Annotated in this window: 23 protein-coding genes and 2 riboswitches; of the genes, 12 read left to right on the top strand and 11 right to left on the bottom strand. The window is 65.5% G+C overall.

Annotated features, from left to right (window positions below; all coding sequences use genetic code 11):
* Positions 1-5: 5 nt before the first annotated feature.
* The 4 genes from WA965_RS06035 to WA965_RS06020 all read right to left on the bottom strand — a co-directional run bounded on the left by WA965_RS06035 (position 6) and on the right by WA965_RS06020 (position 2,688).
* Complete coding sequence (locus WA965_RS06035; protein ID WP_526303080.1) at positions 6-752, bottom strand: alpha/beta fold hydrolase; 747 nt, start codon at positions 750-752, stop codon at positions 6-8.
* Positions 753-837: 85 nt separating this feature from the next.
* On the bottom strand, positions 838-1,233 hold the full coding sequence (locus WA965_RS06030) for a type II toxin-antitoxin system VapC family toxin (protein WP_526303079.1): 396 nt from the start codon (positions 1,231-1,233) through the stop codon (positions 838-840).
* The gene (locus tag WA965_RS06025) at positions 1,230-1,475 is read right to left on the bottom strand and encodes a type II toxin-antitoxin system VapB family antitoxin (protein WP_526303078.1); all 246 of its coding nucleotides are present in this window, start codon (positions 1,473-1,475) and stop codon (positions 1,230-1,232) included. Before WA965_RS06025 ends, WA965_RS06030 begins: the two co-directional genes overlap by 4 nt.
* A 103-nt stretch (positions 1,476-1,578) precedes the next feature.
* Positions 1,579-2,688 carry a hypothetical protein gene (locus WA965_RS06020; RefSeq protein WP_526303077.1) on the bottom strand — a complete coding sequence of 370 codons (1,110 nt, stop codon included), beginning with the start codon at positions 2,686-2,688 and terminating at the stop codon, positions 1,579-1,581.
* A gap of 107 nt (positions 2,689-2,795) precedes the next feature.
* Between WA965_RS06020 and WA965_RS06015 the strand changes: the two genes are divergently transcribed.
* Positions 2,796-3,731: a ribonuclease HI gene (locus tag WA965_RS06015; RefSeq protein ID WP_526303076.1), complete on the top strand. Its 936-nt coding sequence runs from the start codon at positions 2,796-2,798 to the stop codon at positions 3,729-3,731.
* Positions 3,732-3,747: 16 nt separating this feature from the next.
* Here WA965_RS06015 and WA965_RS06010 read toward each other — a convergent pair whose 3' ends face one another.
* The 3 genes from WA965_RS06010 to WA965_RS06000 are packed head-to-tail and all read right to left on the bottom strand — an operon-like array spanning position 3,748 to position 6,568.
* A complete protein-coding gene (locus tag WA965_RS06010) occupies positions 3,748-4,509 on the bottom strand; it encodes an ABC transporter ATP-binding protein (RefSeq protein ID WP_526303075.1) in 762 nt (253 codons plus the stop codon).
* Positions 4,506-5,531, bottom strand: a complete 1,026-nt coding sequence (locus WA965_RS06005) for a FecCD family ABC transporter permease (protein ID WP_526303074.1) — start codon at positions 5,529-5,531, stop codon at positions 4,506-4,508. Before WA965_RS06005 ends, WA965_RS06010 begins: the two co-directional genes overlap by 4 nt.
* Positions 5,528-6,568 (bottom strand): ABC transporter substrate-binding protein, encoded by a 1,041-nt coding sequence (locus tag WA965_RS06000; RefSeq protein WP_526303073.1) that lies wholly within the window; start codon positions 6,566-6,568, stop codon positions 5,528-5,530. The genes WA965_RS06005 and WA965_RS06000 overlap by 4 nt, the downstream gene beginning before the upstream one ends.
* A gap of 48 nt (positions 6,569-6,616) precedes the next feature.
* A riboswitch (cobalamin riboswitch) is annotated at positions 6,617-6,749 on the bottom strand.
* Between the two features lie 133 nt (positions 6,750-6,882).
* Between WA965_RS06000 and WA965_RS05995 the strand changes: the two genes are divergently transcribed.
* On the top strand, positions 6,883-7,332 hold the full coding sequence (locus tag WA965_RS05995) for a helix-turn-helix transcriptional regulator (RefSeq protein ID WP_526303072.1): 450 nt from the start codon (positions 6,883-6,885) through the stop codon (positions 7,330-7,332).
* Between the two features lie 28 nt (positions 7,333-7,360).
* Positions 7,361-8,014 carry a nucleotidyl transferase AbiEii/AbiGii toxin family protein gene (locus WA965_RS05990; protein ID WP_526303071.1) on the top strand — a complete coding sequence of 218 codons (654 nt, stop codon included), beginning with the start codon at positions 7,361-7,363 and terminating at the stop codon, positions 8,012-8,014.
* Positions 8,015-8,262: 248 nt separating this feature from the next.
* Here the strand turns inward: WA965_RS05990 and WA965_RS05985 are convergent, their stop codons facing one another.
* Positions 8,263-9,243: a hypothetical protein gene (locus WA965_RS05985; RefSeq protein WP_526303070.1), complete on the bottom strand. Its 981-nt coding sequence runs from the start codon at positions 9,241-9,243 to the stop codon at positions 8,263-8,265.
* A gap of 259 nt (positions 9,244-9,502) precedes the next feature.
* Here WA965_RS05985 and WA965_RS05980 point away from each other — a divergent pair, with 259 nt between their 5' ends.
* Complete coding sequence (locus WA965_RS05980) at positions 9,503-10,075, top strand: Uma2 family endonuclease (RefSeq protein ID WP_526303069.1); 573 nt, start codon at positions 9,503-9,505, stop codon at positions 10,073-10,075.
* Positions 10,076-10,101: 26 nt separating this feature from the next.
* Here WA965_RS05980 and WA965_RS05975 read toward each other — a convergent pair whose 3' ends face one another.
* Both WA965_RS05975 and WA965_RS05970 read right to left on the bottom strand, forming a co-directional pair.
* A complete protein-coding gene (locus WA965_RS05975) occupies positions 10,102-11,187 on the bottom strand; it encodes a fatty acid desaturase family protein (protein WP_526303068.1) in 1,086 nt (361 codons plus the stop codon).
* 186 nt (positions 11,188-11,373) lie between these two features.
* Complete coding sequence (locus WA965_RS05970) at positions 11,374-12,051, bottom strand: SIMPL domain-containing protein (protein ID WP_526303067.1); 678 nt, start codon at positions 12,049-12,051, stop codon at positions 11,374-11,376.
* Positions 12,052-12,283: 232 nt separating this feature from the next.
* On the opposite strand from WA965_RS05970, the gene relB reads away from it, so the two are divergent.
* Both relB and WA965_RS05960 read left to right on the top strand, forming a co-directional pair.
* The gene (gene relB / locus WA965_RS05965) at positions 12,284-12,535 is read left to right on the top strand and encodes a type II toxin-antitoxin system RelB family anti-toxin (RefSeq protein WP_526303066.1); all 252 of its coding nucleotides are present in this window, start codon (positions 12,284-12,286) and stop codon (positions 12,533-12,535) included.
* Positions 12,525-13,802 carry a type II toxin-antitoxin system HipA family toxin gene (locus WA965_RS05960; RefSeq protein ID WP_526303065.1) on the top strand — a complete coding sequence of 426 codons (1,278 nt, stop codon included), beginning with the start codon at positions 12,525-12,527 and terminating at the stop codon, positions 13,800-13,802. The genes relB and WA965_RS05960 overlap by 11 nt, the downstream gene beginning before the upstream one ends.
* A gap of 88 nt (positions 13,803-13,890) precedes the next feature.
* Here the strand turns inward: WA965_RS05960 and WA965_RS05955 are convergent, their stop codons facing one another.
* Positions 13,891-14,544 (bottom strand): NrtR DNA-binding winged helix domain-containing protein, encoded by a 654-nt coding sequence (locus WA965_RS05955; RefSeq protein ID WP_526303064.1) that lies wholly within the window; start codon positions 14,542-14,544, stop codon positions 13,891-13,893.
* 158 nt (positions 14,545-14,702) lie between these two features.
* On the opposite strand from WA965_RS05955, the gene WA965_RS05950 reads away from it, so the two are divergent.
* From WA965_RS05950 to WA965_RS05925, 6 genes are all read left to right on the top strand, one after another.
* Positions 14,703-15,674 (top strand): metallophosphoesterase, encoded by a 972-nt coding sequence (locus tag WA965_RS05950; protein WP_526303063.1) that lies wholly within the window; start codon positions 14,703-14,705, stop codon positions 15,672-15,674.
* Positions 15,675-15,714: 40 nt separating this feature from the next.
* Positions 15,715-15,826, top strand: a riboswitch (SAM riboswitch).
* Between the two features lie 33 nt (positions 15,827-15,859).
* Positions 15,860-16,471 (top strand): hypothetical protein, encoded by a 612-nt coding sequence (locus tag WA965_RS05945; RefSeq protein WP_526303062.1) that lies wholly within the window; start codon positions 15,860-15,862, stop codon positions 16,469-16,471.
* 87 nt (positions 16,472-16,558) lie between these two features.
* Positions 16,559-18,004 (top strand): ADP-ribosylglycohydrolase family protein, encoded by a 1,446-nt coding sequence (locus WA965_RS05940; RefSeq protein WP_526447232.1) that lies wholly within the window; start codon positions 16,559-16,561, stop codon positions 18,002-18,004.
* Positions 18,005-18,075: 71 nt separating this feature from the next.
* The gene (locus WA965_RS05935; protein ID WP_526303060.1) at positions 18,076-18,480 is read left to right on the top strand and encodes a hypothetical protein; all 405 of its coding nucleotides are present in this window, start codon (positions 18,076-18,078) and stop codon (positions 18,478-18,480) included.
* A 425-nt stretch (positions 18,481-18,905) separates the two neighbouring features.
* Positions 18,906-19,610: an endonuclease/exonuclease/phosphatase family protein gene (locus tag WA965_RS05930; RefSeq protein ID WP_526303059.1), complete on the top strand. Its 705-nt coding sequence runs from the start codon at positions 18,906-18,908 to the stop codon at positions 19,608-19,610.
* A 64-nt stretch (positions 19,611-19,674) separates the two neighbouring features.
* Positions 19,675-20,055, top strand: coding sequence for a hypothetical protein (locus WA965_RS05925; RefSeq protein ID WP_526303058.1), 381 nt, complete (start codon positions 19,675-19,677; stop codon positions 20,053-20,055).
* Positions 20,056-20,074: the final 19 nt, after the last annotated feature.

Genomic DNA, 20,074 nt, shown 5'->3' with positions numbered 1-20,074 from the left:
TCGCGCTACCCCAGGGAGTCCCAGAACGCCGTCAGTGCGGCCGCGCCCCGCTCGGGTGACTCGACCATCCACCAATGGCCCAGGCCTTCCAGCACCTCGATTCGGGCGCCCGCACGCTCGGAGGCGCGCTGACGGGTGTCGTTGATCCCGATGTAGGGGTCCTCGGTGGCGAGCAGGGAGAGGCCCGGCCGGGCCGCGGCCGACTCCAGGTCACGGCCCGCCTTCGCCATCGCGGGCTGGGCGGCCGAGCGGTACAGCGCCAGGATCGCGGTCCTCATGTCATCGTTCTGATGCTCGGCGATGGCTGCGGCGATATCGGCGGGAATGCCAAGGGAAGTCATCAGTTCGGTCCGCGCAGCCAGGCCGCCACCCATCATGTTGTCGAGCAGTTCCTCGCCCGCCCCGGGTGTCTGCCACGCCTGGGCCATGTCGTGCCAGACGTAGTCCGCATCGAAGAGGCCGACGACGTCGCTCGCCCAGCTGCGCACCAGCTCGGGGCGATGCATGACGACGTTGACCACGTGGCCTCCGCCCCAGTCGTGGCCGACCAGATCAATCGGTCCATCGATCGACTCGAGCTCACCTTCGAGCCAGTCGCGATACTCGAGATAGGTGGCGCCGAACCCGTCGGGCAGCGGTGCACCGAAGCCCGGCGGGGACAGAAGCACCACGTCGTCGCGTCCGAGGACTGCGACGAGCGGGCCCCAGATCGCCGGGGTTTCGGGGTTGCCATGGACGAATACGACTGTCATGCGACTCATCCTGACACCTCACAGCGCGCCGGGGCCATATGCGTGGGTGATGCGCGGACAATCGACGCCGCGGCCCCGCCATGGGTTACTCGAGTGCGGATCGCACGCCGGTATGGCCGAAGTCGTCCCCTTTCCACAGCAGCGGTTCGCGTAGATCGGTCGCAAGCGCGTACGAGAGGCAATCACCAAAATTCAGCCGGGCAGGGTGCCCGCTTCCCTTGCCGAAATCCGCATAGGCCTGGCGGGCCAGACGCGCCTGGCGCTCAGTGACCGCCTCGACCGCCATCCCGGCTTCCTCGATCAACTCGTCCAACGCTCTGCTCACAACTGGGTCCCGCTGTGAATCCAGCACGATGCCGCATTCGAGATAACTGGCAGCGGAAAGCCGCCGCACATCAGCCGCCGCGATCGCTCTGGCGTAGACCGCTGCGTCGCCTTCATCGCGCAGGATTGCGATAAACGCTGACGTATCGGCGATCACGCTGGAAGGCCCTTGTCGTCGTAGAGCATCTCGGCGTGATCGAGCCTCTTGGTCTCCGCAGACATCCTTTGCCCGGTCCGGTGTCCGAGCGCCATGAGACGTGCCGCGAGGTCATCCTGCTGGAGCTTGGCCAAGCGGTCGGTCACGGCAGTCGCCACCGCTTGGGCCTGCGACTCACCGGTGAGCTTGGCGAGCTGTCGGACAGCGTCGTGGACCGACTCGTCTTTGATGTTCAAAGCCATGTTGGTACCTTTCTACCTTAACGATGGTACCTTGGTATCCGCTGATCACCACCATCGAAGGTCCGCACTCCGCACGTTCGGGCGCATCTCGAAGGGCTGAAGGTCAGTTGTCAGACGCCGCCTTCCTGGTGATCTCCTCGATCGCGGCAAGCGCTTCCGCGGTGAGTTCGTCGCGGATTCCGCTGCGTGCGTGGGCGAATGGGATGAAGCGTGCCAGCAGTTCGGGGGCGTCGAGCACCACAGCCAACGGCACGTCGCCTTCGTAGTCCTCGTTACGGAACAGTCGCTCGATCCTCGGCACACTCCACCGCAGCGGGTCACCGGTGGCGAGCAGCCCTTCGAGCAATGTGCGATGCTCGCGTCGGTCGAATGTTGCGCCGCGCTCGGAGGCGAAGAAGGCGTCACACAACTCTTCGAGGGATTCGGTATCCCAGTCGGGCGACCCGTGTTTGGCACCGCCGGTCGGTAGGTGACGGATCAGCCAGTGCAGGAGAGGACGGCAGCCGGGCCACGTCTCCGTCTGGTCCGCAAAAAGGGGATCCCGCGCCAGTCCATGCTCGAGCCAGGCCCGCGCGTCGGCCAGGTCCATGTCGACAAAGGTGGTGTCGGGGTCGGTGTTGAGCTCCGCGGCCACGCGAACCACGGTGTCGATCGAATCCGGCACGACGAAGGCATCTTTGACGACGGAGTACCGGTGGTGGTCGATATCCGCAGCGCAGGTCAGTTCGTCGCCGGTGGCGAGCCTGGCGCCGATGAGTATCTCGTCCCCGTCACCGAGCACATGCGTTTTCCGCACCGCCCGATACACGTCGACGTCCGCCAGATCTGCGACCCACGGTGGCATGACGTCCTGCCGGGCGGCGACCTCCCGGCGGCATCGCAGTTGTGCATCGCTGTCATCGAGGAGTTCGCCCAGTACGGCAAGCAGGGCGGTCGTCTCGCGGACCTGGAATCCGACGAAGCTGTCCAGCAGGCGTGCGAGGTCGACCGTCTCCCGCTTCCGGCGCGACGGCAGCCACGCCAGCGGGTCGGGTTTGGTCGCTTCGATGAGCAGGCTCACCATGCCGAGTAGCTCGAGCGGAAGGCCGGCCAACGCACTACGCACCTCGTCGATCAACGGCGTCTCGTCAGGCGTCTCCGGCTCGCGCGTCCTGATCCGCTGCGCATCACGACGCGCCTGCTTGGCCTTTCGACGCTTGCGTGCCTCGTTCACGGAGCGGACGTTACCCGCGACGGGCGACAGGTCGGCGCGGTCGGGCAGCGTGTCAGACCCTCCCCATAGAGTGCGATCACACCTATCCACCTGGGGAGGAGACGGATATGGCACCCAAGCCCACGGCGCCGTCGCGCCGGATCGACATCGTGCCGGCGCGGCCGCGCCCGATGCTCTCGGTCGCGGTCGTCGTCACCCAGCGCGGCGACACCATGTTCCGGTACTCCGCGGCGGGGGCCGACGAGCAACGCTGGAGCGGCACAGTCGAGGCCGAGTCCATCGACACCGCTTTACTCGACGTCATCAGCGGGATCCGGGCGGCATCCGACTCGGAGCGGATTCTGTTCCTCCTGCAAGTGCCGACGCGCAGCATGCTGTGGGCGCTGCGCGACGAGATCGCTCTGCTGATGCCCGGGGTCTGGATCGAACGGCCGAGGCTCTCCGACGAGAAGCTGATACGGGATGCCTGCGCGGGGCTGCGTGAATCCAGACCGGTTGCGGCGCAGACAGAGCCGGTGTGCGTTGCGACGGACGGCTCGGTGCGGGGCAAGTTCACCGGCTACGGGTGGCTCGCGTCGACGGGTGAGTACGGCCTGCAGGGATTCCGTCATTCGACGAAATTGATCGGCCCGAAGGTGGTGTTGGTCGCGGAGTTGCGCGCGATCGGGGCGGCGGTGCAGAAACTGCGCGGACGCAACATCACAGTCCTCAGTGACAGCAAGCTCGCGGTGGCGATGGTGAAGCGCTGGATGGCCGGTGAGGATGTGCTCCCGGAGGGATACTCGGCCTTCCGCACCAGCGGCAAGACGCCGGGACTCGTTCGCGCGCAGCGGATGATCCACGAAGACCGCGCGCGGATCACGCCGCTGTGGATGAAGGACCACCGGGGTGAGCCCCTCAATGAGGGCGCCGACGCCCTGGCGCGCCTTGCTTCGCGATATGCGTTGGGCGACAACACCCTCGACGGCCCCGAGTATCACCGCCGCGCGCAGGATCTGGCAGAGACGTTCGCGCGGGAGTTCAACAGCAAGCGGACGGCATAGGCGTCGCCAGGCGGGATCACCGGCGTGGCGCGTCGAACCGGATGAAGGGACGTCCGCGCTCGGAGCCCACCCGACTCTGCACCCCGTAAACCTGCGCGATCAGCTGCTCGGTGAGAACCGTCGCGGGCGCACCGGCGGCCACCACCCGCCCCGCGTCCAGGACCACCAACTGGTCGCAGAACATCGCGGCCAGGTTCAGATCGTGCAGCGCGACGATCGCGGTGACGTCGAGATGGCGCACCAGCGACAGGATCTCGAGTTGGTGCGCGATGTCGAGATGATTGGTCGGCTCGTCGAGCAGCAGCTCGGTGGGACGCTGCGCAAGAGCCCGCGCGATCTGGACACGTTGCCGCTCTCCACCGGAGAGGCTGTGCCACAGCCGATCCCCCATGTCGTCGAGCCCCGTCGCCGCCAGCGCATCGTGCACCGCGATGTCCGCGTCGGGGTCGGCGCCGAACACCCGCCGGTGCGGCAGTCGACCCAGCCGCACCACCTCGGCGACGCGGATGTCCAACTCGGTGTCGGCATGCTGGCCGACCATCGCCACCGCCCGGGCCACCTCCTTGCGCCGGACGCTGCCCAGCAGCGAACCGTGCAACTCCACCCGCCCGAAGTCGGGATGATCGAGTCCGGCCAGCAGCCGAAGCAGCGACGACTTGCCAGATCCGTTGGGTCCCAACAACCCGAGCACAGATCCCGGTCCGGGATGCACCGATACGCGGTCGAGCACCACCTTTCCCGACCGTGTCCAGGTCACGTCGATCGCCCGTAGCGTCACGCGGCGACACCTCGACGGCGGAACAGGATCAGCGCGAACGCCGGCACACCGATGAGTGCGGTGACGACCCCGGTGGGCAGTTCCTGCGGTTGGAACACCGTCCGCGCCAGCGCGTCGACCCACACCATGAAGATCGCGCCCAGCAGCGCGACGGTCGGTAGCAACCTGGTGTGGCCGGGCCCGACGAGGAACCGAGCGGCGTGCGGCAGCACCAGGCCGACGAAGCCGATCGCGCCCGCCGCGGCGACCACCGTCGCGGTCATCAGCGCGGTCAGCACCAGGAGCACCGCACGGGTGCGCTGCACCGACACCCCGAGCGTCGCCGCGGTGTCCTGCCCGAACGCGAACGCGTCCATCGTCGACGCCATCAGCAGGCAGCACGCCAGGCCGAAGCCCACCACCGCGGCGCACAGCCACACGTCGGTCCACGATGCCCCCGACAGGGAGCCGAGCAGCCAGAACAGCACACCGCGGGTCTGCTCGGCGTTGGCCGACGACAGCACCACAAACGACGTCAACGCCGAGAACAGCTGCGTGCCCGCGACTCCCGCGAGCACCACGCGGTCAGTGCCGCCGCCGGCGAAGTACGCCAGGGTCAGCACCAGCGCGAAGGACACCACCGCGCCGACGAACGCGCCACCGGACAGCGTCAGCGCGCCGCCCCCGACCCCGAGCACCGCGACGAGCACCGCCCCGGTCGACGCTCCCGAGGACACCCCGAGCACAAACGGATCGGCCAGCGGGTTGCGCAGCAGCGACTGCAGGATCGCACCGCAGAGCGCCAGTCCGGCGCCACACAGCGCCGCCAGCAGTGCGCGTGGGAGTCGTAATTGCCAGACGATGCCGTCCTGCAGTCGTGATACCCCGGACGCGGATCCGCCGAGGTGGTCGACGACCACGGCGTAGACGTCGGGCACCGAGATCGACGCCGGCCCGATGGTGATCGCCACCGCCGCCGACAGGATCAGCAGCACCAGGCTGGCCGCCCACAGCGCAGGCAGCAGCCGGGGTCGGGTTCTCACTGCGGGGCCGAGAGCCCGAACTCGGTCAGCCCATCGGCGACCTTCTCGACGCCGTCGACGGTGCGGATGGAGGGGTTGAGGTCGGCGCCGCTGACGACGATGTAGCGCTGGTCGCGGACCGCGCTGAGCTGGCTGGTCACCGGATTCGATTCCAGGAAAGCAATTTTTGATTCCAGGGCGTCGCCGTCGATGGTGCGACGGCTCAAGTCTGCCAGCACCAGCACGTCGGGGTCGCGTTCGGCGACGGTCTCCCAACTGACCTGCGGCCACTCGTCCTGCGTGTCGTCGAAGACGTTGCGCAGCCCGGTTTCTGCGGCGACGATTCCCGGCGATCCGCAGCAGCCCGCCATGTACGGGGTGCGGGTGTCGGAGAACCAGAACGCCGCGTCGATGTCGGAGACCACCGGCTGCACGGCATCCAGACGCTGCTGCAGCTCGCCGAAGAGCTGATCCCCACGATCGGACACGTCGAAAATGGTTGCCAATTCGTTGATTTCCTTGTAGATCAGTTCCATTGTGAGCGGGTCGGTGCGGGCGCCGTCCTCGCTGGAGCTGACCTTGCCCTCGCAGTCGCTGGGCGCCATATACGTGGGCACTCCGAGTTGTTCGAACTGGCCGTTGTCGGCGATCCCACCCGGTCCGAGCGTGCCGACAAACGACGCGGTGACGAGGTCGGGATCCACGTCCAGCACGGTCTCGAATGACGGCTTGTTGTCCGCCAGACGGGGCACCGCCTCGTTGGCGGCCGCCAGGTTGTCTCGCACGGGGTCAGTCCAGGTCGCGGTGCCGGCAATCCGGTCGGCCAACCCCAGGGACAGCAGGATTTCGGTGGAGCTCTGGTTGAGTGACACCGCCCGCTGCGGCGGGGCGTCGATGACGACGTCGCGGCCGCAATTGGTGAGGGTCAGCGGATAGCTGGTGCTGCCGGGATCGGCAGAGACTGCCGCACCGACGACCGGTACAGGATCGTCGGCGCGTCCGCATCCGACAACGACAACGACAAAGGCAAGAACCACCAACGTGGCGACGGAGCGCACAGCGCACTTCCTTCGGTGTCAGGCTCATTTCGCGGAGCCACCCGACATTTCGTGAGGAAGCCGGCGGTCGGACTCAGGCCCTGTGGAGGCCCATACCGTTGCGCGTCAGCCCTGGATTCACACCAGATTCCCGACTCCCTCGCCTGGCACTGTAGCAAGCACCGTAGAGGCCTTCCCGCTCACGTTCGTGGCCCTCGACAGGGACGCCGACCGGCTGCGCGCAGCTTTGGGGCTGCAGTAGCCGGCGGCCGACAGCCAACCTAGCCTCGCGTCGCCGCAGCTCACTGGCGCTCGGGTATACAATGGGAAACACTATGCCGGCGAGTTCTCCACCCGTGGACGCTGCCGCGCTCGCCAGTTTGGCGAAGCTCGGCAACAAGATCCGAGCGCGCCGCGAAGAACTGGGACTCACCATGAACCAGACCGCCGACGCCGCCGGGGTATCGCGGGTCACGGTTCATCGCATCGAACGCGGCAGACCCTCCGTCACGATGGGCGCCTACCTGAATGTGATCACGGCGCTGAATCTGACCGTGGACTTGACCCCGACGTTGTCGGCCGCGACCGTCCGGATCGGAGATCATCCACAACTGCGACTCATCGCATGGCAGCTCGGGGACGACACCGAGATCTCCGAGCCCGACGCACTGCAGCTCTATGAACGCAATTGGCGGCACATTGACCACGCGGCGTTGCTGCCGGCGGAGCGGGTGTTCTTGCAGCACATCACCGATACCTGGGGCCACGGGAGACTTCTTGTTTGAGCGACAGCGACACCGTCGGGTTGCCACCGTGCTGCAGGCGCTCAACGCTGACCTGCTTCGCACCCACCGCTGCTATTTCGGCGGCGGCACCGCCATGGTTCTACGCAAAGCGGAGTACCGAGAATCCGCAGACATCGACTTCCTCGTTTCCGACATCAACGGCTACCGCGAACTACGTGAACTCCTCACCAGCACGGCCGGCGTCAACGCCCTCACCCGCTTGCCGCTGAAACCTCTTCGTGAGATCCGGGCCGATCAGTACGGGATTCGCACTTTGCTTGATGTCGAGGGTGATCCGATCAAGTTCGAGATCATCCATGAAGGACGCATCGCACTCGACGTTCCCGACTCCGTAGACCAGGTTTGCGGCGTGACAACGTTGAGCTCTTTGGATATGGCCGCAAGCAAGCTCCTGGCAAATGCCGACCGTTGGGCCGACCGCTCGACGTTCAGCCGGGACCTGATCGATCTGGCAATGCTCACGCCATCAGCAGCGCAACTCGACACCGCAATCGGCAAGGCGGCGAACGCATACGGAAACGCCATCGAACGCTGCCTGAGTTCCGCGATCAGCTACCTGGCCGACAACCCGACGAGGCTCGGTCAATGTATGCGCGCACTGCAGATGTTCGACACTCCCGAATCCGTTCTATGGCAGAACATCACAAGGCTCGGACGTTAGCACTGGCGCCGCCGACATGCGGGCCGCTGCGCCTGCCGTTGTGAGCCCGTTCAGCACGTCGTGGCCACATCGACCTCAGGGTCGTGAACTGGCATGAAGTCGCCGCGATCGACAGCCGTCACGTAGATCTCGGCCATAGGGCCGCCAAGGATGGCGCACACCCCCGCCTTCCTCCAAGTCGGCTCGGGGTGGTTCACTGCGGATCTGTCCCGGAGGTGGTCTGACGGAAGCCACCGTGGCAGCTAGGCTCATGCCGCCTCTGCACGCAGTAGATCGCACGCGGCGACGAATCGCGACCACTCGGCGGTCGTAGGGCGGACCGCAGCGTCGGACACCGCGTCCTCACTGACGACGAACCCGGGCACTGTGGGCGCCAGGAGTTCCGCGAGTTTGACGACCTGCCCCGACGGGCTGTCCTCGAAGCTCTCGTATACCCGCTCGCGGATCCGCACCTCGGCGCTGTCAACGCCGGCGACCACGTCCAGTACAGGTACCCGAAGATCGCCGCCACACCGCTTGACGTGTTCCTCGAAGCGGTCTTCCCATACTTCCGCCTGCCAACCGTTCCACACCTCCGGAAGTGCTGCGAAGAACCCCATTGTGTCGGCTGTCTGCCACGCCCCCAAAGTCTTTCGAGGCACATCGATGTGGATGCCGCCCTCCGGGACCTTGCCGAGCAAGATGCGGCCGACACCCCGACCGGGCAACCTGTTCAACAGCTCCGGTCCGTGCCACCCCTTGCTGAGGTGCCACCACAACGGCCAGAACCGCAGGTTGCCCTCGGCGTCGATCACTGAGACGAGGTGGCACATCTGATTTCGTTGCCGGGCAAGCTTCAGCGTCGGCTTCCTGTCCCACGGCAACTGACGCAGCTCCGCTCCGACATAGCCTGCCAGCTCAGCAGTTCCGTCGTATGCCCAGCAGATCTCGTAGCCCGACCAGACCGTGGCGAGCACCCTCATCAACGCGCGGCGCGTGTTCATCTCCACCATCAGGGATTCACCGAAGAACAGCACGCGGTGACGGTCCAGATCCACCACCGCGCCGCCATCGGCCCACCCCGGGTCGCACCACGCATCCCTCTCGCATTGCCGAAGCGAGGCCGCGTACCGCAACGCGAGGCCGGGTCCGCCGATCAACGCGTCGAGCATGCGGCAGCCGCCCCAATGTGAGTAGTACAGCTGCCAATCCTGATCTTTGACGATGACGAAGTTCGCCCTGTTTCCCATGTCGCCCCGATCTGTGATGACGCGGATCGCGCGCCGATGTCAGTCGAGTGTCGGTCGCGGGTTCGACAAACCGACGCGTGAATGCAGCTGCACGGCGTCAACTGTGGATAACGCGCAGACTTGTGATGAATGAGCGTGGATACGCATCACCGACGCCATCGCGGACATTCGTTTGTCGGCGGGGTCCACCAGACTCCGAAGTGATCGCTGTTGCGCGTAACCTGCACTTACCTGAGTTCGATCCGAAAGGAGGTGTCCGGTGTCCGACCTTGCGCACCTGCCTCCCGGTTTGCTCAGCCTCGAGCAATGGGATGCGCTCGAGCTCGACCCGACGCGACGGTGGGAACTCAGTGAGGGAACCCTGACCATGTCGCCGCGGCCGCAGCTATGGCATCAACGCATTTCAAAGCGGCTCACTCGCCTCCTCGACGATCATCTGCCCGAGGGCCTCGAAGCACTGCCCGAGATCGAGGTGATCACGAGAGCATCGTTCCCGCCGAGCGTCCGGGACCCCGACATCGTCGTCGTCCCGGACCGCGTGTTCGAACGACGCCCCGCCCGAGTACTAGCGGCCGACGTCGTGCTCGTCGTCGAAATCGTCTCGCCGGGTTCGCGAGGGTCGGATCACGTCATGAAGCTGGACGAATACGCCAAGGCAGGCATCGAGCACTACTGGATCGTCGACCCCGACGCACCGTCTGACGGACGATTCCTCGCCTACCGCCTCGACGGCGAAATCTATCGACGAGTCAATGCACTCGACGGCGGCAGGGTTCAGGTGAGCGAACCAGCAGAGATGGATTTCGCGCTCGAGGAGTTGACGGGCCGCTGAGGTACCGTGGCCGGGAGCCCGCCGTCTCAGCGGCCGGCGGCCAGAACACCGTCGGGAACCGCCAGCGTGTGGATGGTCCGCTGCGAACGGAAGAACTGGCTCGCGAACGATCCGGTGTTGTACGGCAGGTCGTACTTCGCGCACAGTTCCCGTACCCGGACGCTGACCTCAGCGAGGCGGTTACTCGGAAGGTCGGGAAACAGGTGGTGTTCGATCTGATAGCACAGGTGACCGCCTGAAAGTGCCAGCAGCGGAGACGCTTTGAAGTTCGCAGCCCCGAGCATCTGCCGCAGATACCACTCGCCTTTGGTCTCCCCCTTGAGCACTGCCGGGTCGAACGTCTCGGCGCCGTCGGGGATGTGCCCGCAGATGATGTTCACGTACACCCACATATTCCGAAGCAGGTTCGCAGTGAAGTTGGCTGCCAGAGTTCGACGCCACCGTCGCAGGCTCAGCGCCGGGAGCAACACATAATCCTTACTCAACTGACGGGCGACCTTGCCGAAGAACCGACGTTCCTCCGCAGCCCTGCCCGCTGGGGTGTCGACCCGGTCCCGCTCCGAGCGCAGACCGTGCAGGGCGATGCCCCATTCGAAGGTCGCTGCCAGCAACAGGTTTCGCAGCGGTGTCCACAGGTGGGGATGGCGCCACGGTTGGTCGGGGGTCACCCGCAGCAGGCGGTAGCCGATGTCCTCGTCCATGCCGAGCACGTTGCTGAAGATGTGATGCCGGTAGTTGTGCGAGTACCGCCACTGCGCCGACACCCCCGCCATGTCCCACTCCCAGCTGGTGGAGTGGATCTCGGGGTCGTTCATCCAGTCCCATTGGCCGTGCGAGATGTTGTGGCCGAGTTCCATGTTCTCGATGGATTTCGCGTACGCCAGCGACGCGGTTCCCAGCCACCAACCGGTCCTCGACCGACTGCGTGCGATCACCAGACGCGCCCCGACATCGAGCGCTCGCTGGAAAACGATCGTGCGACGGATGTATGCCGCGTCCTTGGCCCCGAGCGACTCTTCGACGTCACGGCGGATGGTGTCGAGTTCGTCGGCGATCGCTTCGATGTCTTGCGTGCTCAGGTGCGTGTACGTGGAGACATCGGCGATCGCCATCAGGGGAGTCCTCGGGTGGGTGCGTCAGATCGGCGCGTCCAGCCACCGTCGGTGTCGAGACACCAGCCTACGGGCTCAGACTTCACAGCGGGCATCCAGGTTCGCGGTGCAGCCGGAACTGCGACGCCGCCGAACAGCTCACCTGCACCGTAGCGACATCGGGCACGGCCTCGACGACCGGCGTGGTTACGAGGGTGCTGCGACGAACCGCGCATCAACGGTCGCCGAGACGCTGATGTCTTTCGGTACGAGCTCGACGTCCGGGCCGCCGCGAGATGACGCCGGTGCCGCGTGCAGGAAACCCATCCCGTCGCCACCCTGAGAATGCGCTTCGGCACCGAGCATCCCCGCATCGGCGATCGCGATAGGACGAACCGTTCCGAGCTCGAGGGCGTCGGCGTACAGCTGCGCGCGGGCTGCCGCATCCTGAACAGCGCGGGTGCGGACTCTCGTGACCAGTTCGTCCCGACTTTTGGTGGTGAGCGCCCACTCCACATACCTGAGTTCGAATCCTTCGGTTCCGGTGAGGTGCCCTCCCACCCACTGCGACAGTGCGGTGAAGTCGCGGAACCTCACTTCGACCCCGACGCTTGCGTCGTGGACGGGCGGGAGCTCGTCACCGTCCTCGTTTCTGGGCCGATGCGACCAGGTCCGCAGCTGGGCCGCTGACCACCGAGTGACGGCGCCGCTGTCGCCGTCTTCGAGCCGGACGATCGATTGCTTCACGACCTCGAGGTCACGCGCCACCTGGTCGTAGACCCAGTCCTTCTCGGGACCGTGATAGCTGATGGAGGCGTGCACGGTCCCCCGCTCGGGCGGCTGGAAGGCGGAGAACGAACCCCGCACTGTGATCTCAGTAGACATCCGGGCCACGCTAGTGGGACCGGCCGACACCCCTCGAAGTGCGCGGGGCAGGCCGTTCAGACTGCGCTGGCGGCGACGAAGTGCGAGTGGCACCCGCCGCCGCTGCAGTCTCGACGTCGGAGAATGGTGTCGTCGACCCCAGACGCCATGATGCATATTCCGTGCTTCGCACTCGACGACGTCTTTGATCAAAATAACGATCAATTGACCGAAGGTCAGCTATGATCGCTAAATGAATCACAGCGTGGCGCTCGTTTACGACACCACCGAGTTCGGCGCCCGCATTCGCATGCTTCGGCATCAGAAGGGACTGCGCCAGGACGAACTCGCCGACCGCATCGGCGTCACACGGATGACCATCTCCCGCCTCGAACGGGGCGAAGCCGTCAACGTCGACACCGCACTGCGGGCGCTGTCAGAGTGCGGTCACGCGATCGCAGTTGTCCCGAAATTCACGCGCGTAGCGGTCGTCGATGCCCAGTAGGTCGCTGGAGGTCTGGTTGCACGGTGTGCACATCGCGCGACTGACCGAGCCAAGCCGCTTTCGATTCCGCTTGGACTTCAACGAGGATGCATTTGATGCGTTCGGAGAAGGTAGCCGCGTCCTCTCACTCGCTGTGCCGATCTCCCGTCACCCTGTCGAAGACGGAAAGCGGCCCGGCGCCGGCCAACAGGTGTCAGCCTTCATCGAAGGGCTTCTGCCCGAGGGAAATCTGCGCGAGCACATCGCCTCCGAGGCAGGAGTGCCCGTCACCGACAGCATGGAACTCCTGCGCCGAGTCGGCGCCGAATGCGCGGGTGCGGTGCAGATCCTGGAAACCGGACAGCGCCCCGGACCGGGTCGCGTACGTCGGCTTACTGACGAGGAGGTGACCCGTCTGGTCGCCGACCTTCCGGCCTATCACCTACCCGACGGCGCAACGCCTCAGGCGTCCCTTGCCGGTATCCAGGACAAGGTCTTGTTGACCGCACTTGATGGCGGCGGGTGGGGATGGCCGGAGCAGGGGGCGGTGTCGACGCACGTCGTCAAGCCGGAAGCCCTGATCGGGGCGCTGCCGCACCTCATCCAGACCGAAGATTGGGCGTTGCGGGTGGCGACGGCCGCCGGCCTGCGCGCTGCGAAGTCCCAACTTGCGAAATTTGATGTGCGCGAGGCGATCATCGTCGCCCGCTACGACCGCAACCCCTCCGGCGAGCGCCAGCATCAGGAGGACTTCTGCCAGGCGCTCGGTATGAGCCCACGCGCGAAGTACGAGAGCACTCCGGAGTTCAACCGGTACGGCTCCCGACTCAAGCGAGTGGCTCGCCTTGCAGCTGCACGCGCTCCAGATCCCGACGCGTTTCGCGCCGCGCTGTTGCAGGCAGTCACGTTCAACATCGTGATCGGCAACGGCGACGCGCATTCGAAGAACTACTCGCTGATGATCGATCGCAGTGGGCGGGTGACCTTGGCGCCGATCTACGACGTGGCACCAACGGCCTACCTCGATCCCAAATACAAGGGGACGGGCCACGTCATCAACGGCAAGACCACGATCGACCGGGTCGATGTCGCGGACCTGGCTGCCGAAGGGGCCTCTTGGGGCATGTCGATGCGCCGCGCCACCGCAATTGTGGAGTCCTGCATGGAAAGTACGCACAGTGCCATCGACTCGGTCGCGTTGCCGCCGGGCGCCGAGCACGTGAAGTCCAACCTCGAAGCGATGTGGGTGCGACGTGCATGGCCAAAGGGGAACGCTGACGGACACTGAGCCGCGCGACAGCGGTGAGTGGCGGCGTTGACACTGCGCTGACGGCGACGAAGTTCGAGTAGCGCGCACCGCCAGCGCAGTCTCGACGTCAGCTACGCCGCCGGAACAGCTCCGCCGGGCGCCCTCGAGTGCCGGCCGCCATCTCCCCAGTGGGGACCAGTTGGGGTTCCATGGTGCGGCGGAACCAGTCGCGCTGCAGCGGCCGCCCTGCGATCGCCTCGTGTGCCAGCCGCAGTTCCAGCATGGTGAACTCGTCGCCGAGCAGGTGGTCCGGATCGGGGCTCTCGTTGTAGCGGGACCGAAGGTGGTCGACCGCGAGTTCGATGATCTTGCGGTGGTCGTAGGGCAGTTGGCCCGGAGAGTCCACCGGCGCGAGCCGGGTGGAATCGACGTGGCGAGACGCCAGGCGGTCGACCCGTATGACGTCGATGTGGGCTACCGACAGGACCCACCCGCGATCGTCGCGGTCAGGGTCGTCGAAGACGTACAACTGCCGTGGCTGCAGTCCGGCGACGCCGGCCTTCTGACGGAGCGAGCGGTCGACGGCTTTGGCCAGCGTCTCCCCCTCGTGCAGAAACGTGCCCGGCAGACCCCAGCCCCTGCCGTTGTTGCGACGCACCTCGAGAACCACCAAGCCACGGTCGCCGTCGAGCGTCAGCAGCGCGGTGTCGACGGCGACCGACGGCTGCGGGTAGTCGGCGAGGGTCTTTCCGCTGCTGTCTCGATACGTTCGCTCGGTCATGTCGGAACGATATGATACCTTTACCGTATTAGATCAGTTCTGCGCGAATCCAGCGCAACAGGTCAGGTGCCGCCACCTCTCCACCGACGTGCAGCCGCTGCAGACGGCAGCCCCAGGTGACGGCCAACGAAGCAGATCATCACAAGAAGGAGACGGTATTGAACGCAAACCACGGATACGACATCATCGGCGACGTTCACGGATGCGGCATCCAGCTGGAAGGTCTACTCACCCAGCTCGGCTACCGGCCCGATGGTCCGAATGGCGCATACCGGCATCCGGAGCGCACCGTGATCTTCGTCGGCGACTTGATCGACCGAGGCGACGACCAACTGCGAGTCCTCGAGGTCGCCAAGGCGATGACCGACGCCGGAACCGCGCAGATCGTGATGGGCAATCACGAGTTCAACGCGCTCGCCTACGCCACCGAGTGGCCCGTCGGAAGTGGCAGCTATCTGCGAAAACACATCGACAAGAACAACTCTCAGCATCGGGTGTTCCTGGAGAAGGTGTCTGGCGCCGAGCGTAAGAAGTACCTGGACTGGTTCATGTCCATGCCGCTGTGGCTGGACCTCGGAGAGCTTCGAATCATCCACGCCTGCTGGCACACCGAGTCGATGACCATCGTGCAGAACGCGCTCGGCGGAGACCGCTTCACGTCGGTCGATCAACTCGTCCGAGCGAGCACAAAGGGCGACCCGCTCTACGAGGCCGTCGAAATCCTCCTGAAGGGCCCCGAAGTCAGCCTGACCGAACACGGTCAGCCCCCGTATCGCGACAAGGACGGCCACGACCGCCCACGCGCGAGAGTGCGTTGGTGGAATGAGACCGCGACGACACTGCGCGACGTCGCTTTGATAGAAGGCAACTTCACCACTGCCGACGGCTCGCCCTACCCGACGCTGCCGGAAATTGAGATCAATGCCGCCGCACGCTCCTACGTTTACGACGGGTCAGTGCCGGTGTTCTTCGGCCACTACTGGCGGAGCGGCGAACCCAGCCATCTGGTCGACTGGACTGCACGCGCGGCATGCCTGGACTTCAGCGCCGTGAAGCGCGGGGCGCTGACCGCGTACCGGTGGTCGGGCGAGAGCGAAGTGCGCGCCGAGAACTTCGTGCAACTCGCCTGATCCGGGCGGCTTGTCAGGGCCCTCGGCTATTCTGGACACAGCTCACGAGCGGACGACTGTTCGGGTACCTGGCCCGTCGTCCCGGCAACCGCGCGACCACCGCACGGTGCCCCAGGGGAAGAGCGGGCACGCGATGCGTGCAAGCGGTGGACGTCCGACGGTGGCGTCGCCAGGAACGGCGAGCGATGACACAGCCCGACTTGAGCGCAGCCGATGCGGCTCTGCGCGAACGCATTACCGAACTGTCGGTGCACATCCCGTGCGGCGGGATCCGCGGTCCGCTGCAGCGACGGAGCCCGTCGCGTCCGGATCGGCCGGTGCGGTGGCAGTCCTGCCAGGACGAGGACTCCCCTGAGAAGTGGAAAGGTGCCGACGTCTCACGCGACCACGACCTCTGCATCATTTGCTTCCGCGCCACAGCCGGCGGCCGCAGCCGCTGGTCATGGCGGGCATGTGAGGACTGCCGCTCGGTCAACTCCGCGATCCAGACGGTGTGGGGATTCCAGCCCTTCGCGCTGGGGCGGCACAGTCTGATGAACGGCATCGGCGTCCGCGGCGGAGCTCCAACTGAACTGCAGGAGGAGCAGATCACGCGGCTGGCCGATTTCGCGAAGGGCGATAACCGTCTGCCTGATTGGCGTGAGCATGAATTCCGTCGACTGGCAGGCGGTTTCGATCCGCAGGCTGATGTTCCACTGCAGGTGTGGCAGCAGGTCTGGCCACCCAGTCGAGTCGCTTCGCGGGATGCCTTTGCCCGCCTGATCGGTCCCGAGTACCCGCTGGCTTTGCCGCACTAGAGCACAACCGCAGTGCTCCTGTCGGGGACGGGGTGTACAGTAATTCTATTAGCTCATATTCGCGCTAACTGTTTTATAGGGGGAAGTATGGCATCACGAATTGACCGCATCGAGGGAGTGCTGCTGGCGACGGCGGCAGGAGACGCGCTCGGCGCACCGTACGAGTTCCAGCCACCGCGCGGACCGGAACTCGACGTCGTGATGACTGGCGGCGGTCCGTGGGCGGCCGGCGAGTGGACCGACGACACCGCCATGGCCGTGGCGATTGCCGAAGTGGCGGCGACGGGTGCTGACCTGCGCGACGAGACGGCGCAGGACGCCATCGTCGCACGCTGGCACGAATGGTCGCTCGGCGCCAAGGACGTCGGCATCCAGACACGCTCAGTGCTCAGCTCGGCGGCGACCGGTGGTGTGATCACCGCTGAGCGAGCGCGCGCTGCGGCCGCGGCGCTGCACGAGGACACCGGCCGCACTGCGGGCAACGGGTCGCTGATGCGCACCGCCCCGGTTGCGTTGGCCTACCTGGACGACGAGGACGCGATGGTCCAGGCAGCGCGCAGCATCAGCGAGCTCACCCACTTCGATCCAGATGCCGGCGACGCGTGCGTGCTGTGGTGCAGCGCGATCCGTCACGCGGTAATCACCGGCCAGCTCGACGTTCGAATCGGATTGCGCCACATGGACTCCGAACGAGGCGAGTTGTGGTCGGCGCGTCTGGATGCCGCCGAGGCGGGGCGCCCCGTGGGCTTCCCGAACAACGGCTGGGTGGTCTCCGCGCTGCAGGCGGCGTGGTCGGCCATCGCGACGACACCCATGCCGACTTATCATCCCACCGCGGGGACGTTCGGGGCGGACCACCTGCGCATGGCGCTCGACGCCGCGGTGCGCGCCGGGTTCGACACGGACACGGTCGCGGCGATCGCGGGCGGACTGCTGGGGGCAGCACACGGCGCCTCAGCGGTCCCGCTGGACTGGCGCGAACTGCTACACGGCTGGCCGGATCTGAGCGCACGGGACGTGGTCAGCCTTGCCGGGGCGATCGCCCGGCGGGGACGACCAGACAGCTTCGACTTTCGCTATCAGGGCTACCGGACCGGAGCGCTTGCGGCGCACCCGTACGACGAGAAGGTTCTGCTCGGCAGTATCGGTGCGCTGCGTGACCTGCCGAACGGTGTTGGCGCAGTGGTGTCGCTGTGCCGGATCGGCGACGATGATGTTCGCACCGACATCCCGCACGTTGAGGTGCGGTTGATCGATCGCGAGGATGCCGACGAGAATCCACACCTGGACTTCGTACTGCTGGAGGCGGTGCGGACTGTCGAGCGGTTTCGCCGCCAGGGCCGGACCGTGCTGCTGCACTGCGTCGAGGCTCAAAGCCGCACGCCAACCGTCGCGGCGCTGTACGGGGCGAGACTGCAAGGGGTCGGCGCCGACGAGGCGCTCAAAGCCGTGACGGCGGCACTCCCTAATGCTTCACCGAATCCCGCATTCCGAGAAGCGCTGCGGCGGTTCGGCAATGCGAAGTGGGAGTGACCGCGGGACGACTGCCCTGCTAGTCACCTCCACGGTCGAAACAGCAAGCAATTCAGAAAGAGGGGTGTGACATGCTGAGATTGGTCAAGTCATCAAATCCGGATGACGTCAGCAGGTTTGAGGTTCGCGCGCACTACACCCAACGCTTGGTGTTGACCGCCTCCTTGGCTCAAGAGCTCAACCGTGACACCCAGAAACTGGTCAACCCCAGAATTGGAGCAGCTTTTGAACTGTTGGCATGGTGGATGCGCAGTGTCTACGACGCGGCAGACGGCGACATCAAGTACACGCACGGTCTTGATGACCCGAAGCTGAGCGAGTTCGCCGGCGATCTTGCGCAGGAGCTACGAGCGGGAGCTGCAGTATGCGAGGCGCTAACCATGTTGTACACGGCCGACAAAGATTGGGAGTACGAGGGCGACGCTGAAAGACTCCGCGCGTCACTGAGAAGTTACTTTGCCGCCGTGGACAAGTAGGCGTTGGGGAACAGATTCATACGACCAGTCCCAACGACACGGCGCCGCGCCTCGCTCAGCGACCATCACATCGGCTGCGCAGCTGCCCGGCTCGTGGGCGAGTGACCTCTACACGAAATGTGTCGCTCGACGCTGCGCGCGTACGGGGACACGATCGAGTGCAAGCCGGGAGTCGGCGCGGGACCAGTGCGTTCGGCAAGCAGTCGAAGTTGGCACTCGAGATCAAGTGGATCCCTGTATAGTGCACGTCCCAAGTCTGACCGAATCGTTTGACCTTCATGAGAAGCTTCTGGCGCGCGGAGAGCTTGCCTGGGCCGCGGGTGTCCATGTGACCGCGCGCGATCAGCGCGCGACTTGTCGGTGGTGATCTTCATACTGAGCGGCTCGCTGGAAATGGCACGCTAAGCAGGGGGAAACAAATCGGGATGACGACGCGGATCGCCACACTCAACATCCGCCACGGCGGCAGCAAGTCCAGTGATGCCCTGGCCACCCGGCTGCTCGGCTACGACGCCGACATCCTGGTGGTCACAGAGTTTCGCGCCAATGTTGTCGGCGCGCGGCTGATCACCCGCCTCTCGCAACTCGACTACGACACATCGCATCCAGCGGTGGGGCCGAAGGAGAACACCGTGCTTATCGCCGCCCGCACCGGTATCGAGCGATCCTGGGCCTTCAGTGAATCGCTCGACCCGCGACATCTGTGGTGCACCGAGATCCGCGGAGCCAATGTGTGCGGTGTTTACATGCCGCAGAACACCGCGAAACTCCCCTACTGGGAGGCGCTGATCAACGACGCCGGACGTAACGGCATCGATCTGTTGATCGGAGACTTCAACACCGGCAACAACGATCTCGACAAGGATCCGCGGGGAGCCAAATTCATCGGACCGGAGATGCCCGGGCGCTTGATCGCGTCCGGCTATAACGATATATGGCGGTCACTGCACCCCGATGTGCGTGAGTACTCGTGGTACAGCAGGCCCGGCGACAATGGGTTCCGGCTCGACTACGTCTTCGCGGCATCGGATCTGGCGCAGCAGCACATCGGGTTCTGCGAGTTCGATCACGCTCCACGGATGGCCGGGGAGACGGATCACTCGGGCCTGGTGGCAGTGGCGAGCGACTGACGAATGACCAGACCTCCAATCCGCAGTTATTGCGGAGTCCGCACTTTATGCGGTATGGTGGTACATGCCCAGCCGGTACGACCGCATCCGCGCAGACCTCACCCACGCCGAGACTGCGACATCCGCAGACCAAGCGCTACAACACCTTCGGTTGGTCCTGACCGAGGTCAGCCAACTTCTCGACGAGCAGTTGGCCCGCGCTGTCGTCGACGACGAAATGTCGATCGCGGCGGCCGGAAAGAGTGCGGGCCTCACCGAGAACGCGGTCGGCCCACGCCTGGCCAGTACGCCGAGACTGAACCCGTACGTCAGCAACGGTGACCGGATCACCGCCGAAGACGTCAAACGTGCCCGTAACGACAAGCATGCCAATACTCCACTGCCACCCGCTCCCCCAGCCGAACCAATGCGGTTCAAACCGCGCCGAAACAACAAGCCTCGCTAACCAACAACCGAAAGGGATC

This window comes from Mycobacterium sp., from assembly GCF_049683935.1.
Classification (GTDB): domain Bacteria; phylum Actinomycetota; class Actinomycetes; order Mycobacteriales; family Mycobacteriaceae; genus Mycobacterium.
This window is presented reverse-complemented; position numbering and strand designations above follow the sequence as displayed.